This window comes from Serratia sp. CC22-02 (assembly GCF_900182895.1).
GTDB lineage: Bacteria > Pseudomonadota > Gammaproteobacteria > Enterobacterales > Enterobacteriaceae > Serratia > Serratia nevei.
Window position 1 is genome coordinate 110,749 of record NZ_FXUD01000002.1, and the last position, 14,658, is coordinate 125,406.

Annotated in this window: 14 protein-coding genes; 13 read left to right on the forward strand and 1 reads right to left on the reverse strand. The window is 63.4% G+C overall.

Annotated features, from left to right (window positions below; translation table 11 throughout):
- Positions 1–21: 21 nt before the first annotated feature.
- Positions 22–540, forward strand: coding sequence for a GNAT family N-acetyltransferase (locus QOL81_RS07315; protein WP_141958081.1), 519 nt, complete (start codon positions 22–24; stop codon positions 538–540).
- A 109-nt stretch (positions 541–649) separates the two neighbouring features.
- Positions 650–1,174, forward strand: a complete 525-nt coding sequence (gene aroL, locus QOL81_RS07320) for a shikimate kinase AroL (RefSeq protein ID WP_283439759.1) — start codon at positions 650–652, stop codon at positions 1,172–1,174.
- Between the two features lie 36 nt (positions 1,175–1,210).
- Here the strand turns inward: aroL and QOL81_RS07325 are convergent, their stop codons facing one another.
- Complete coding sequence (locus tag QOL81_RS07325) at positions 1,211–1,954, reverse strand: helix-turn-helix domain-containing protein (protein WP_283439760.1); 744 nt, start codon at positions 1,952–1,954, stop codon at positions 1,211–1,213.
- Positions 1,955–2,050: 96 nt separating this feature from the next.
- Between QOL81_RS07325 and QOL81_RS07330 the strand changes: the two genes are divergently transcribed.
- From QOL81_RS07330 to QOL81_RS07380, 11 genes are all read left to right on the forward strand, one after another.
- The gene (locus QOL81_RS07330; protein WP_197757394.1) at positions 2,051–2,455 is read left to right on the forward strand and encodes a nuclear transport factor 2 family protein; all 405 of its coding nucleotides are present in this window, start codon (positions 2,051–2,053) and stop codon (positions 2,453–2,455) included.
- A gap of 47 nt (positions 2,456–2,502) precedes the next feature.
- A complete protein-coding gene (locus QOL81_RS07335) occupies positions 2,503–2,703 on the forward strand; it encodes a YaiA family protein (protein WP_046688340.1) in 201 nt (66 codons plus the stop codon).
- A gap of 144 nt (positions 2,704–2,847) precedes the next feature.
- Positions 2,848–3,348, forward strand: a complete 501-nt coding sequence (locus QOL81_RS07340) for an RNA polymerase sigma factor (protein WP_060423284.1) — start codon at positions 2,848–2,850, stop codon at positions 3,346–3,348.
- A gap of 76 nt (positions 3,349–3,424) precedes the next feature.
- On the forward strand, positions 3,425–4,378 hold the full coding sequence (locus QOL81_RS07345) for a FecR family protein (protein WP_060423288.1): 954 nt from the start codon (positions 3,425–3,427) through the stop codon (positions 4,376–4,378).
- A 156-nt stretch (positions 4,379–4,534) separates the two neighbouring features.
- Positions 4,535–7,234 (forward strand): TonB-dependent receptor, encoded by a 2,700-nt coding sequence (locus QOL81_RS07350; RefSeq protein ID WP_060423291.1) that lies wholly within the window; start codon positions 4,535–4,537, stop codon positions 7,232–7,234.
- 78 nt (positions 7,235–7,312) lie between these two features.
- Entirely contained in the window at positions 7,313–7,879 is a 567-nt protein-coding gene (locus tag QOL81_RS07355; protein ID WP_033642038.1) for a heme acquisition protein HasA, read from the forward strand.
- A gap of 72 nt (positions 7,880–7,951) precedes the next feature.
- The gene (locus tag QOL81_RS07360) at positions 7,952–9,730 is read left to right on the forward strand and encodes a type I secretion system permease/ATPase (protein WP_283439761.1); all 1,779 of its coding nucleotides are present in this window, start codon (positions 7,952–7,954) and stop codon (positions 9,728–9,730) included.
- Complete coding sequence (locus tag QOL81_RS07365) at positions 9,727–11,058, forward strand: HlyD family type I secretion periplasmic adaptor subunit (RefSeq protein ID WP_060423298.1); 1,332 nt, start codon at positions 9,727–9,729, stop codon at positions 11,056–11,058. Before QOL81_RS07360 ends, QOL81_RS07365 begins: the two co-directional genes overlap by 4 nt.
- A gap of 2 nt (positions 11,059–11,060) precedes the next feature.
- On the forward strand, positions 11,061–11,852 hold the full coding sequence (locus QOL81_RS07370; protein ID WP_197786002.1) for an energy transducer TonB: 792 nt from the start codon (positions 11,061–11,063) through the stop codon (positions 11,850–11,852).
- Positions 11,853–12,105: 253 nt separating this feature from the next.
- Positions 12,106–12,879, forward strand: a complete 774-nt coding sequence (locus QOL81_RS07375; RefSeq protein ID WP_060423304.1) for an IclR family transcriptional regulator — start codon at positions 12,106–12,108, stop codon at positions 12,877–12,879.
- Between the two features lie 219 nt (positions 12,880–13,098).
- Positions 13,099–14,655 (forward strand): OPT/YSL family transporter, encoded by a 1,557-nt coding sequence (locus QOL81_RS07380; RefSeq protein WP_060420419.1) that lies wholly within the window; start codon positions 13,099–13,101, stop codon positions 14,653–14,655.
- Positions 14,656–14,658: the final 3 nt, after the last annotated feature.

Below are 14,658 nucleotides of genomic sequence, written 5' to 3' on the forward strand. Positions count from 1 at the left end.
CCCCAACGTTAAGGAGAACCCATGAGCCTGCAGATTCGTTTGGCGCAGCAACGGGATATCGTGCATTTGATGGCGGTTGAACGTTCGGCGGCGCAGCTGTTTCGCCAGCAGCCGGAATGGCGCTTTATCGCCGAAGGCGAGGTGATGGCCCCGCACCAGCACGCCGCGTTTATCGCCGAGCGCCGTGAATGGCTGGCGGAAAGCGACAGCGGCGAGTGCGCCGGTTTTATCGCCGTGCAGGCTCAGGGGGAAGATTGGCACATCGCCGAATTGTCGGTCGCCGGCACCTGGCAGCGGCAGGGCGTCGGCCGTCGGCTGATCGGCGCGGTGGCGGAAGAGGCCAAACGGCAGGGCGCTGGCCGCCTGACGCTCACCACCTTCATCGAGGTACCGTGGAATGCGCCTTACTACCGGCGGCTGGGATTCCGGCCGCTCGACGACGCGCGGCTCACGGCTGCTCTGCGGCGGCATCTGGATGAGGATCTGGCGCACGGCTTTGCCGCAGGCAGTCGCTGTGCCATGGAATTTACACTATCGTAAATATTGAAATACAGAGCGGGCAGGGTATGATGCCACCACCACGCCATCGCACCCGCTCGGTATTTTGGTATGCAATGCACTCAAGTCACCGCATAAGGGACAACCCGTAATGACACAAACCCTGTTCATGATAGGCGCTCGCGGAGCCGGCAAGACCACGGTAGGCAGCGCATTGGCGTTGGCGTTGGGCTATCAGTTCGTCGATACCGATCTGTTTATGCAGCAGGCGGCGCAGATGAGCGTGGCGGAAATGGTCGAGCGCGAGGGCTGGCTGGGGTTCCGCCGCCGCGAGACCATCGCGTTGCAAACCGTGACCAAGCCGTCAACTATAGTTGCCACCGGCGGCGGGGCGATCCTGGCGGAGGAGAACCGTCAGTTTATGCGTCAGCATGGCACCGTTATCTACCTGCGCGCGCCGGCCAGCGTGTTGGCGCGGCGGTTGGAAGAGTACCCGGAAGATGCGCAGCGCCCGACGCTCACCGGCAGGCCGATCGCCGAGGAGATGCTCGAGGTGCTGGCGGCGCGCGAAGCGCTGTATCGGGACGCCGCGCATTACGTGATAGACGGCGCCGCCGATCCGCAGCGGGTGGTGGAACAAATTCTCGCGGTGCTGCCGCGTGAGACGGTGAAGTAACCCTTTCTTCTCTTCGGGCGCTGGGCGCCCGTTTTCTTATTCCGTTTGCCGAGCCGGCGCAAAGTACGCCCCGGGCGTGACGCCGAAGCGGCGGCGAAAGGCGGCGATATAGGCGCTGACGTTGTCATAGCCACAGGCGTCGGCCACCTCGCTGACCGCTTCGCCGCGTGATAATCCCTCCAGTGAACGCAATACCCGCGCCTGCTGGCGCCACAGCGCGAAGCTGATGCCGGTTTCCTGCAGAAAACGGCGGCTCAGGGTGCGCGGGCTGAGCCCGGCCCAGGTGGCCCAGTCGCACTGGCTGCGCAGGCTGGCGGGATCGTTCAGCAGCGCCCGGGCGATGTTCAGCAACCGGGCGTCCTGCGGCAGCGGCAATTGCAAAGGGGCGCGGCTTGCCGCGTGCATTTCGTCCAGCAGCACCTGCAGCAGCCGCCGTTGCGGCGCACTCAGCGGGCCGGCGGGGAACTGCGCGATGCGCTCTACCAGGGCCTGCAACAGCGCAGAGGCCGTGAACAGCTGCGGCAGCGGCGGCATCTTCGGCACGCTTTCCACCGGCAGATACAGACTCCAGCCCGCCACGTCGCCGCAGGCCAGCGCCTGATGGGCGCATCCCGGCGGCAGCCAGCCCAGCGTACCGCCGGCGATCGCCCATTGCCGGCCCGGGAGTTCCATGGCCAGCATGCCGCGCGTCAAGAGATAGATCTGGCCGCCTTCGTGCCGGTGCCAGGGCGTCAGGTGTTTTTTTTCATGCTGAAGGCGTTGGCTGTGGATCTGCGTCATGTTGGCCGTTTAACGTTATTGAAAGTCTTGATGTGGTTATTATGCCATCGCCGGACCGGGATAGGATCGTCGTTCACCCTATTTCGGAGAAACGTGATGACTCAACTTACCCCACTGGATCTGGTACTCGATACGCTGCAGCAGGTCGTCGCCAGCCCGGAACATCGCCCGGCGCAGATCGCCGCCCGCTTCAGCGCGGGCTACCGCCAGCAGGTGGATGGCAAGGCGCTGAACTTCGAGCAGTTTGAGCAACACATGGCGCTGCTGAAGCGGCAAACCCGCCGCATGACGCTGAGCGTGATCGCGGCGGCGGAGCAGGGCGAGGCGGTGCTGACCCACCATCTGGTCGAGCTGGAAAAGCGCGATGGTTCCTGCAGCCGCGTGCGGGTGCTGGCGCACTTCACCGTGCGTGAGGGCCGCATTTGCGCCTGTGACGAACTGACCGAGCTGTTGGCGGGCTCCCCCGGCGATCGCGATCTTGGCTCGCGCGTGTCGGAATGAGGGCGGCTGCTATACTTGCTACTGTGTGAAACACACGGGAGAACGGCATGCGCGAAAATGATCAACCTGCTTATCCACGGAGCGCCCGCGTCGTAGAGGTGTTTCGGGGCGACCCGAGCCTGCATCTGCGCCGTTTTGAAGTGCGCACCGACGACATTGAGCCGAATACGCTGCTCAGTGAACATGAAACCGAGCAGGAAGCGCTCGACGCCAAGCATCGCTATGAGGACGAGGCGTTAGAGCTCTGACCTGCAGCCCAGCGGAAACCGGCGTCAGGCCGGTTTCCTGTTTATCCCCGCCTTAGCACATATTTCCCAGAACAATATTGATAATGATAATCATTTATGTGATTTTTATCGCCCCTATTGGGTGTTTCACTTCTGGGAAAAGAGATGTCCAATTCCGAGTTGCAGGCGCTGTTTCTGCGCCACATGCGGCCGCTGCAAACTTATTTGAACGCCAAACTGCGCGACCCTCAGCTGGCCGCGGATTTGGCGCAGGAAAGTTTTACCCGCCTTACCGAGCAATACCCGCAGGGTAACATTCTCGATATTGAGGCCTACCTGTATAAAACCGCCAAAAACCTGATGCTCGACCATCTGCGCCAGCAGCAGCGGCGGCAGACCGAAGCGGTAGAAGACGACATTCTGGCGCAGTATCCCTCCGGCGAACCGGCGCTTGAACAACTGGCGATCGATAGCCAACTGCTGCAGCTGTTGCAACAGGCGTTGGCGGGCATGCCGTCGCGCACGCAGCAGATTTTCCGCCTTAACCGGCTCGATGGCCTGACCCAGGCGCAGGTGGCGGCGCAGCTGGGCGTGTCGCTCAGCACGGTGGAAAAACACCTGGCCAGCGCGCTCGAGCGGCTGATGGCGCGTATGGAAGAACAATAATGGCAATTTTTTTACGGGTTTATCCGCCCTCAGACGTCTTAACCTATAACCAGAAAAAACAGGGGTCTACGTCATCATGAAACCGCTAACCGCGCAGGCGCGACAGCAGGCGGCCGCCTGGGCCGTACGCCTGGCCGAAGGGGCGCTGCCCGCCGAACGGCGGCAAGCGCTGGACGCCTGGCTGGCCGATGATCCGCAGCATCCGGCGGCGCTGCGTCAGGCGCGCCAGCTTTGGGCGACGCTGGGGCAGCTGCCGCCAGAGCAGCGGCAGGCCTTACAGCCGCAGGTGGCGGCGCTGAAAACGCCCTCTCGCCATCGATGGCCACGCTGGGCGGTGGCGGCGGCGGTGGCGATCGCCGTTTCCTTCGGCGTTTATCGCGGGCCGGATCTGTGGATAGGCATGCAGGCGGATTATCAAACCGTTCGTGGCGAGGTGCGCGAAGTTGCGTTGCCGGACGGCAGCCGGGTGGCGCTGGACAGCGGCAGCGCGATCGCGCTGGCGTATTCTGCAGACGAGCGCAAGGTGCGATTGCTGCGCGGCACCGCCTATTTTATCGTCGCGCCGCTGGGCGGGGCGGAACGTCGCCCGTTCAGGGTGGAGGCGGAAAATGGCGTCACGCAGGCGCTGGGCACCGAGTTCAGCGTAGCGCGCACCGAGCAGGGCGTGGATGTCAGCGTGCATCAGCACAGTGTGCGGGTGACGCTCGAGCGCGGCGAGCGCTCGCTGGTGGTCGCGCAACGTCAGGCGGCGCATTACCGCAGCGGCCTGCTGTGGCTGACGCGGCAAGCGGCCGGTGATGACGCCTGGCGGCGCGGCTGGCTGGTGATCGACCGCCAACCGCTGGCGCAGGCGCTCGCGCAGCTCAATCGCTATCGCGAAACCCGCATCGTGGCGGTCAACCCCGCGCTAAGAGCGCGCACGGTGAGCGGCGTGTTCGCGCTCAATAAACTCGACGACGGCGTCGGCGCCATTCGTCAGGAACTCTCCGCCCGTCAGCTGAATCTCCCCGGCATCACGCTGCTGTACTGAGCGGCAAAGGCGGGCCGGGATGCCCGTTTCGCCGCTATTTTCACTTTCTGTAAAAAATCTTTACGGGTTTTTGCCTCCCGGAACGTCCTTATGTTTAAACGAGATTGATTTCCATTATCACTTGTTTTGGCATTCTTTCGGGTGGAACACACACGCATGTTTATTCACAAGGGAACCACGCCGGCCGGCCGATTGGCCACGGCGGTACGCGCCGCGCTGGCGGCGATGATGCTGACTCAGCCGGCGGTGGCGCTCGCCGCCCAGGCTGACGCGAGCAGCGCGCAGGCCGCACAGCAAAAGCATTTCAACATTGCGGCGCAGCCGCTGCAGAGCGCCATGTTGCGCTTCGCCGAGCAGGCCGATATGCAGGTATTTTTCGACGAGGTGAAGCTCGACGGCATGCAGGCGGCGGCGCTGAACGGCAGCATGAGCGTTGAACAGGGCCTGCGGCGCTTGATTGGCGACAATCCGGTGGCTTTCCGCCTGCAGCCGCAGGGGCAGATCGTATTGAGCCGGTTGCCAGCGGCAAACGGCGACGGCGGCGCGCTGGCGCTGGACAGCCTGACGGTGCTGGGCGCCGGCGGCATCAACGCCAACGATTGGGTTTACGACGAACCGCGCTCGGTCAGCGTCATCAGCCGCGAACAGATGGATAACCGCCCGGCGCGGCACGCGGCCGATATTCTGGAGCAGACGACGGGGGCTTATTCCAGCGTCAGCCAGCAAGATCCGGCGCTGTCGGTCAACATCCGCGGCATACAAGACTATGGCCGGGTGAACATGAACATCGACGGCATGCGGCAGAATTTTCAAAAGAGCGGCCACGGCCAGCGTAACGGCACCATGTACATCGATTCCGAGCTGCTGTCCGGCGTGACCATCGACAAGGGCACCTCCGGCGGCATGGGCAGCGCCGGCACGCTCGGCGGCATAGCCACCTTCAATACCGTCAGCGCGAGCGATTTCCTGGCGCCGGGCAAAGAGCTGGGCGGCAAGCTGCACGCCAGCACCGGCGATAACGGCACCCACTTCATCGGCAGCGGCATACTGGCATTGGGCAACGAAACCGGCGATATCCTGCTGGCCGCCAGCGAACGCCACCTCGGCGACTATTGGCCCGGCAACAAGGGCGACATCGGCAACATTCGCATCAATAACGACACTGGCAATTACGATCGCTACGCCGAGAGCATCAAGAACAACAAAATCCCCGACACAAATTACCGCATGCACTCGCGGCTGGCCAAGGTGGGCTGGAACCTGCCCGCCAATCAGCGCCTGCAGCTGAGCTATCTGCAGACCCAGACCGCGTCGCCGATCGCCGGCACCTTGACCAACCTGGGCACCCGCCCACCCTATGAACTGGGCTGGAAGCGCACCGGTTACAGCGACGTGATGGCGCGCAATGCGGCATTCGACTACAGCCTGGCGCCGGAAGGCGTCAACTGGCTCGATTTTCAGGCCAAGCTGTATTACGTCGATACTCAGGACGACAGCGACACCTACAGCACCAGCTCGCTGCTGGACAACGGCTACGTGACGCGCACTCGTCTGCGTACCTATGGCGCGCAGGCGCAAAACACCTCGCGCTTCAGCCTGGCGCCGGGGCATGACTTCCGCGCCAACTACGGGCTGGAGTTCTATTACGACAAAGCGACCAGCGACTCTTCCCGTCAGGGCATGGAAGGGGTGACGCCGGCCGGCAACCGTTCGGTAGCCAGCCTGTTCGCCAACCTGACCTACGACTACGACGGCTGGCTGACGCTGGAGGGCGGGCTGCGTTACGACCGCTATCGCCTGCGCGGCCAGACCGGCCTGAGCTATCCGGATTTGGCTAAGGATGGGCAACGCTACACGATTGATAATCCTTGCAAAGCGCTGCGTCTGACCGGCTGTTCAACCACCACCCGCGAGGATTGGGCGGTTGACCGCGATCAGGGCAAACTGTCGCCGACGCTGGCGGTGGCGGTGCGCCCCGGCGTGGAGTGGCTGGAGCTGTATTCCACCTACGGCAAATCCTGGCGGCCGCCGGCGATCACCGAAACGCTGACCAACGGCAGCGCGCACAGCACCTCCACGCAATACCCCAACCCGTTCCTGCAGGCCGAGCGCTCGCGCGCCTGGGAGGTCGGGTTCAACGTGCAGCAGCCGGATCTGTGGTTTGAGGGCGATCGGCTGGTGGCCAAGGTGGCCTACTTCGACACCAAAGTGGACAACTACATCAACCTGGCGATAGACCGCAATAAACCGGGGCTGGTGCAGCCGAGCATCGGCAATGCCGCTTACGTCAACAACCTGTCGAAAACCCGCTTCCGCGGGCTGGAGTACCAGCTCAACTATGACGCCGGGGTGTTCTACGCCGACCTGACCTATACCCACATGATCGGCAAAAACGAGTTCTGCTCGAACAAAGCCTGGCTGGGAGGGCGTCTGCGCTACGGCGACGGTTCGCGCCGCGGCAACTTCTATGTTGAACCGGATGCCGCGTCCAATGATGCCGTCACGTGCGACGGCGGCTCGCAGTTCGGCACTGCAGCCTATCTGCCGGGCGATCGCGGCTCGGTCACGCTGGGCGGCCGCGCTTTCGATCGCAAGCTGGACGCCGGGGTGACCGTGCGCTTCGCGCCGGGCTATCAGGACAGCTCGGTGCCGTCCAACTACCCGTACCTGGCCGACTGGCCGAAGTATACCCTGTTCGATCTGTACGCCAGCTACAAGCTGACCGACAGCCTGACGCTGCGCGGCTCGGTGGAGAACCTGACCAACCGCGCCTACGTCGTCAGCTACGGCGAGACGCTGGCCAACACGCTGGGGCGTGGCCGCACCGTGCAGGGCGGGGTGGAATACCGTTTTTAAGCAGTAAAAGGGCGTTGCTCATTCTTGAGCACAAGGGCGGCCTCGCAAGGGGCGCCATTCATCAATGGAGATAGAGAAATGGCATTTTCAGTCAACTATGACAGCAGCTTCGGCAGCTACAGCATCCATAACTATCTGAACGAGTGGGCGTCGTCATTTGGCGATATCAACCACACCAACGGTAACGTCACCGACTCCAACAGCGGCGGCTTCTATGGCGGCAGCCTGTCCGGCAGCCAATACGCCGTGACCAGCACCGCCAACAACGTTACCTCGTTCGTGGCGGGCGGCAACCTGACCTACACCTTGTTCAATGCCCCGGCGCACACCCTGTACGGCCAGCTGGATTCGCTGTCGTTCGGCGACGGCCTGAACGGCGGCGGCTCCACGCCGTACAACATCCAGGTGCCTGACGTCAGCTTCGGCGGTCTGAACCTCAGCAGCCTGCAGGCGCAGGGCCACGATGGCGTGGTGCATCAGGTGGTGTACGGCCTGATGTCCGGCGATACCGGCGCGCTGGAAACCGCGCTCAACGGCATCCTCGACGACTACGGCCTGAGCGTCAATTCCACCTTCGATCAGGTGGCGGCAGCGACGGCGGTGGGCGTGCAGCATGCCGACAGCCCGGAACTGCTGGCGGCCTGATCGCGGCCGTTTGCCCGCCGGTGCCGCGCGCCCCGGCGGGCATTTTCTCGTTTTTAGCCGATGGAAAACGCCATGAAAAACGCCGTCAGGCGCGGAGAAGTGATGAACGTGCTGGCCGCATACCGGCGCGGATTTTGGGGCATCGCGCTGTTTACCGCGGTGATCAACCTGCTGATGCTGGCCCCGGCGCTGTACATGTTGCAGGTCTACGATCGCGTGTTGCCGTCGGGCAACCGCATGACGCTGGCGATGCTGACCCTGATGGTGGTCGGCCTTTACCTGTTTATGGGGCTGCTGGAGTGGGTGCGCAGTCAGGTGGTGATCCGCCTCGGCGCCCAGATGGATATGCGCCTGAATCAGCGGGTCTACGACGCCGCCTTCGAAACCAATCTGAAAACCGGCAACCCGCTGGCGGGGCAGGCGCTGAACGATCTGACCAACCTGCGCCAGTTCGCCACCGGCAATGCGCTGTTCGCCTTTTTCGATGCCCCCTGGTTCCCGGTTTATCTGCTGGTGGTTTTTCTGCTCCACCCCTGGCTTGGCGCGTTGGCCAGCGCCGGAGTGATCGTGCTGGTGCTGCTGGCCTGGCTCAACCAGCGGGTGTCGCAGGCGCCGCTCGCGGAGGCCGGCCGGGTCGCGCTGAGCGCCACGCAGCAGGCCAACGGCAACCTGCGCAATGCGGAGGCCATCGCCGCCATGGGGATGCTGACCGATTTACGCCTGCGCTGGCTACGGCAGCATCAGCAGTTCCTGCTGTTGCAGAACCGCGCCAGCGAGAAAATCGCCGCCGTCACCGCCTGGTCGAAAACCGTGCGGCTGGCGCTGCAGTCGCTGATGTTGGGCTGCGGCGCGCTGCTGGCGGTCAACGGCGACATTACGCCGGGCATGATGATCGCCGGATCGATCCTGATTGGCAGGGTGCTGGGGCCGATCGATCAGCTGATCGGCGCCTGGAAGCAGTGGTCGTCGGCGCGCCAGTCCCTACAGCGGCTGGAGGTGATGCTGGCCGCCAACCCGCCGCAGGCGGCGAGCCTGCCGCTGCCGGCGCCCAGCGGCGCATTGGCCGTGAATCAGCTGACCGCCGCTGCGCCCGGGGGGAGCGTACCGGTGTTGCACGGCGTCAGTTTTCGTCTGGAGGCCGGCGAGGTGCTGGGCGTCATTGGCGCATCCGGCTCCGGCAAAACGCTGCTGATGCGCCAACTGGTCGGCGCGCTGACGCCGCTCAGCGGCGACGTGCGGCTGGACGGCGCGGATCTCCTGCAGTGGGACAAACAGCAGCTGGGGCCGCATATCGGCTATCTGCCGCAGGATATCCAGCTGTTCGCCGGTACGCTGACGGAAAACATCGCCCGCTTTGGCCAGGTTGACGCCGAGAAGGTGGTGGCCGCCGCCGCGCTGGCCGGCGTGCACCAATTGATCCTGCATTTGCCCAAAGGGTATGAAACCGAGCTGGGCGAGGGCGGCAGCGGCCTGTCCGGCGGCCAGCGTCAGCGGGTGGCGCTGGCGCGCGCGCTGTATGGCTCTCCGGCGTTGGTGGTGCTGGATGAACCGAATGCCAACCTCGATCGTGAAGGGGAAGAGGCGCTGCAACGGGCGATCGAAGCGCTGAAGGCGCGCGGCACCACCATCGTGTTGGTGACCCACAAACCGGCGATCCTGGCGACGACCGACAAACTGCTGGTGCTGGCCGCCGGCCAGGTGCAGCACTTCGGCCCCAGCGACGCCATCCTGAAGAAACTGCCTGGTTTTGCACCCGCTGCCGTACCGGCCAATGCCGGCCGCAGCAGCGGCGGCTTCAACGTCAACTACGCCAACTTTGCCAAAACGGCCAGCGGTGAACGAAAAGTATGAGCAATCAGAGTGTGATCCCCGGCGATATCGACGCCCTTTCCCGACAGTTCGACGAAGGGCGTCATCTGCGGCTCGGCAGTTGGCTGGTGCTACTGGGATTTGGCGGCTTCCTGCTGTGGGGGCTGTTGGCGCCGTTGGATAAGGGCGTGCCGGTTTCCGGCAGCGTGGTGGTGGCCGGTAACCGCAAGGCGGTACAGCACCCGAGCGGCGGCGTGGTGTCGCAAATTCAGGTGCATGAGGGGGATCGGGTCCGCGCCGGGCAGGTGCTGTTGCTGATGGATACCGTCGACAGCCGCACCCAGCGCGATGCGCTGCGCAGCCAGCAGTTGAGCAACGCCGCGCAGCGGGCGCGGCTGCAGGCCGAGCGCGACGGCCTGCAGGCGATCGTTTTCCCCGCGTTGTTGCAAGCGCGGCGGGAGGAGCCGGAGGTGATGTCGTTGATGCTGTTGCAACAGCAGCTGTTCACCAGCCGCCGTGCGGCGTTGCAGAGCGAGCTGGCGGCGATCGCGGAGAGCATCGCCGGATCGCAGGCGATGCTGGAGGGGATCCGGCAGTCTTACGCCAGCAAACAGCGGCAAAAGGCCATGTTGCAGGAGCAGCTGGGCGGCATGCGCAAGCTGGCGGCGCAGGGGTATGTGGCGCGCAACCGGCTGCTGGATCTGGAAGGGCAGTATGCGCAGATCGACGGCCAGGCGTCCGAGGACACGGGCAATATCGGCCGCCTGGGGCGCCAGATCCTGGAGCTGAAGCTGCGGGCGATCCAGCGGCGGGAAGAGTATCAGAAAGAGGTCAGCAGCCAGCTGGCCGAGGTGCGGATGAAGCTGGACGAACTGGATAACCGCCTGGCCAAGGCGGAGGCCGATCTGGGCCATACGCAGGTGAAAGCGCCGGTGGCGGGCACCGTGGTGGGGCTGAGCGTGTTCACCGAAGGCGGCGTGATCGGCGCCGGTCAGCAGCTGATGGAGATCGTGCCCAGCGATCGGGGGCTGCAGGTAGAGGCGCGTATCCCGGTCGAGCTGATCGACAAGGTGCAGGTGGGTTTGCCGGTCGAGCTGTTGTTCTCGGCGTTTAACCAAAGCACCACGCCGCGCGTTGAGGGCGAAGTGACGCTGGTCGGGGCCGATCGCCTGACCGACGAGAAAAGCGGTGCGCCCTATTACAGCGTGCGCGCCAAGGTCAGCGAAGCGGGCCTGCAGCGCTTGAACGGGTTGGAGATCCGCCCGGGGATGCCAGTCGAAGGCTTCATCCGCACCGGTGAGCGTTCGATGATGAACTACCTGTTCAAACCGCTGACCGATCGCCTTCATCTGGCGCTGACGGAAGAGTGAGCATGTCGGTTTCTCCACTGCCTTTCGCCGCGCCCGGCGCCGCTATGCCCTGGCGCCGTTGCCTGGTGCTGGTGCTGGCGCTGCACCTGCTGGCCGCGGCGCTGCTCTGGCCCTGGCGAGACAAGGCCGCGCCGCCGTGGGTGCCGCCGCCGGCGGTCATGGTGGTGATGGCCGCCGCACCGCAGGCCCCGGCCGAGGTAAAACAACCGCCGGGAGAAAGGACGCCGCCGCCTCAGGTTGAACCGCCTGCGCCGCCGGAACCCTTGCCGACGGTGAAGGTGCCTGAAGCCGTACGGCCGAACATCGCCGTAGCGCCGAAGCAGAAAAAACCGCCCAAGCCGGTGAAGAAAACCCTCCCGCCACGCACGCCGCCGCAGGAGAAAACGATCGCGCCGCCGAAGGTTCAGGAGCAAAGCGCCGGCGCGCCGCCGCCGGGCCGGGCGGATAAAACGGCCGCGCCGCAAACCCGCCTGACGCCCTATGCGCAGGCGGGGGAGGATAGCTGGCGCAGCCGCATCAACAGCCGCCTTAATCGCTTTAAGCGTTACCCCAAAGACGCATTGCGGCTGAAGCGCCAGGGCGTCGGGCAGGTGCGTTTCACGTTGGACAGGCAGGGCCATGTGCTGGCGGTGACGCTGGTCAGCAGCGCCGGGCTGCCGTCGCTGGATCGCGAAATCCAGGCGCTGGTCAAGCGCGCTTCGCCGTTGCCTACGCCGCCGGCGGATGCTTACGTCAACGGCACGGTGGAATTGACGTTGCCGATCGATTTCAGTTTGCGCGGCGCGGGTTTTTGAGCCGCGACAATATCTCCTCCTGATAAACTCATTTTTCAGCAGCTTGTCCTGCCATTCATTATTTTCGAAGCGTATCGTTATTTTATTTGGCGCGGATAAGTTGGCGTTCTGCGCGATATTTTCATTTAAAAAGCACGAATGCCTTTTATTTCGCGGCTGACAAAAAATAAACAGCTTGACGCTGAGGAGTTCGGGTTCTAGTTTTTAATTATAAAACAGGAACTGAGTTCCATATAGTGGAACAAGGCGGATCATGACAACGCTGGAAAATGCCGCTGCGGTATTAAAACTCTTTTCTCAACAACGCGTGATGCATGGCCAGCCGGGCATTGCATTCAGCGACGTGGTGGGCCAACTGGCGTTGCCGAAAAGCACGGTATCGCGCCTGCTGCAGACCATGGAAAATCAGGGCATGCTGGAGCGCGATCCCGATAGCCGGCGTTACCGCATCGGCGCGCTGTTGCTGGCGGCATCCAGCCACTACCTGTCGATGCCGCTGGTGGACAGCCTGGCGGCCAGTATGGCGCAGCTGTGCCGCCAGACTGCCTGTACCGGCTACCTTTCGATATTGGAAGGGCAGGAAATCATGGTGATGCGCATGTTCCCCGGCCGCCACTTTTTGCAGGTGGTGACTCCGGCGGGTTACCGTTCACCGGCGGCGGAAACCTCGGTCGGCCGGGCGATATTGGCGCGTGAAAGCGACGAGCAGGTTCGGGCGCGTTACGCCGGCGGTTACCGGGCGACTTCGCCCAATGCGCCGCAAACGTTGGATGCGCTGTTGCAGAAGTTGCAGCAGGTGAGGCGTGAGGGATGGTCGCTGGCGCGCAATGAAACCCTGAACAGCATCAGTTCGCTGGCGACCGCGCTGGTGAACAAGCACGGCAGCGAGACGGTGGGGCTGTGCCTGTCCTTCCCCTCGCAGGGCGAGGAGCAGCCGTTTGTACCGGAAGTCCTGGCTGAATTAATCGCAGTCAGCCGCCAACTGGCGGAAAAATATGGCGATGATTATTGGCAGCAGATCAAATAACGCGCCTGAGCTATCGTGTTGCATCATAATTAACGAGCGCCGACACCAGGGAACTCATTAATTATATTTCACCGTATTTTATTGGTGATAAATAGATAGGGTAAATAAGAAAATAATCACGTTATGACGCCGGCAGTTCCAAATAATGGAACTGCCGCGGCGAGCTATCGCCTGGCGTTATTTCCGCCACGCGGCAGGGAATATTCAGGGAAACCAAGCATGAAATCAAATAATCCGCTAAAAGAGGCCGGCACGCTGTTGGTCATGGCGCTGCTTTCGGTGGTGGGAGCGATCATCGGCGTTCAGCTGATCACCACGCTGGGCGTGACGCCCAACACCTCGATCATCGGTGCGCTGATCGCCATGCTGTTGGCACGTATTCCGCTGCAAATGTTCCAACGCTACCGCTCGGTGCACACCCAGAACCTGGCGCAGACGGTGATCTCCTCCGCCACCTTCGGCGCGGCCAATTGCCTGCTGATGCCGATTGCGGTGCCTTACGTGATGGGGCAACCGCAGCTTATTTTACCGATGTTCTGCGGCGTGGCGGCGGCGATGCTGCTCGACGCCTATCTGCTTTATCGCCTGTTCGATACCAAAGTGTTTCCCGCCGCCAATGCCTGGCCGCCCGGCGTCGCCGCCGCGGAGGCGATTAAAGCCGGCGATCGCGGCGGCAAGCAGGCCTGGCTTTTGGTGGTGGGCGTAGGGGTGGGCATCGCCGGATCAATGCTCAAGATCCCCATGGCGGCCTTCGGCACCGCCTTTATCGGCAATATCTGGGCGCTGAGCATGTTCGGCGTCGGGCTATTGCTGCGGGCTTACGCCGAGCCGGTGGCCGGTTTCGATATCAATGCCCATTTTATTCCGCACGGCGTGATGGTCGGCGCCGGCCTGGTGGCGCTGATCCAGGTTGCGCAGGTGATCCGTAGCCGCCGCGCCGATAGCGCCGGTTATACCCAGCCGGACAGTGCGGTAAGCAAAGCGCTCGGCCTGGGCGCAGTCGGCTACATCGCCATCGCCGCGTTTTTGGCTCTGGTCGGCGGGCTGTTTAGCGAGATGTCGCTGCCGATGTTGGCGCTGTTCGTGATTTACGCGGCGTTCGCCGCTTTCGTTCATGAGCTGATCGTCGGTATCGCCGCCATGCACTCCGGCTGGTTTCCGGCGTTCGCGGTGGCGTTGATCACCCTGATCGTCGGTATTCTGATCGGTTTCCCACCGCTGGCGCTGTGCATCCTGACCGGTTTTACCGCCGCCACCGGGCCGGCTTTCGCCGACATGGGCTTTGATTTGAAAGCCGGCTTCATCCTGCGCGGCTACGGCGAGGATCTGCGGCAGGAGCTGCTGGGGCGCCGCATTCAGCTGTTTGCGGCGCTGATCGCCTTCCTCATCGCCATTCCGGTGGTTTACCTCTCTTATCACAGCTATTTCCTGCAGGATCTGATCCCGCCGGTCGCGCGCGTTTACGCGAAGACCATCGAGGCCGGTGCGCAGCCGGGCATCGCCTGGAGCCTTTTGATCTGGGCGATCCCCGGCGCCGTGGTACAGCTGATCGGCGGCCCTAAGCGCCAGCTCGGCGTGCTGCTGGCAACCGGCCTGCTGATCAACAACGCCTTGGCCGGGTGGGCGGTGCTGGTGGGCATCGCGCTGCGCGTGGCGATCCTGCGCCGTTGGGGCGATCGCGGCCGCACGCCGATGGAGATCATGGCGGCCGGGTTTATCGCCGGCGACGCGCTCTACAACTTCTTCAGCTCGATTTTTTCCAGCAAGGGCAAATAGCCC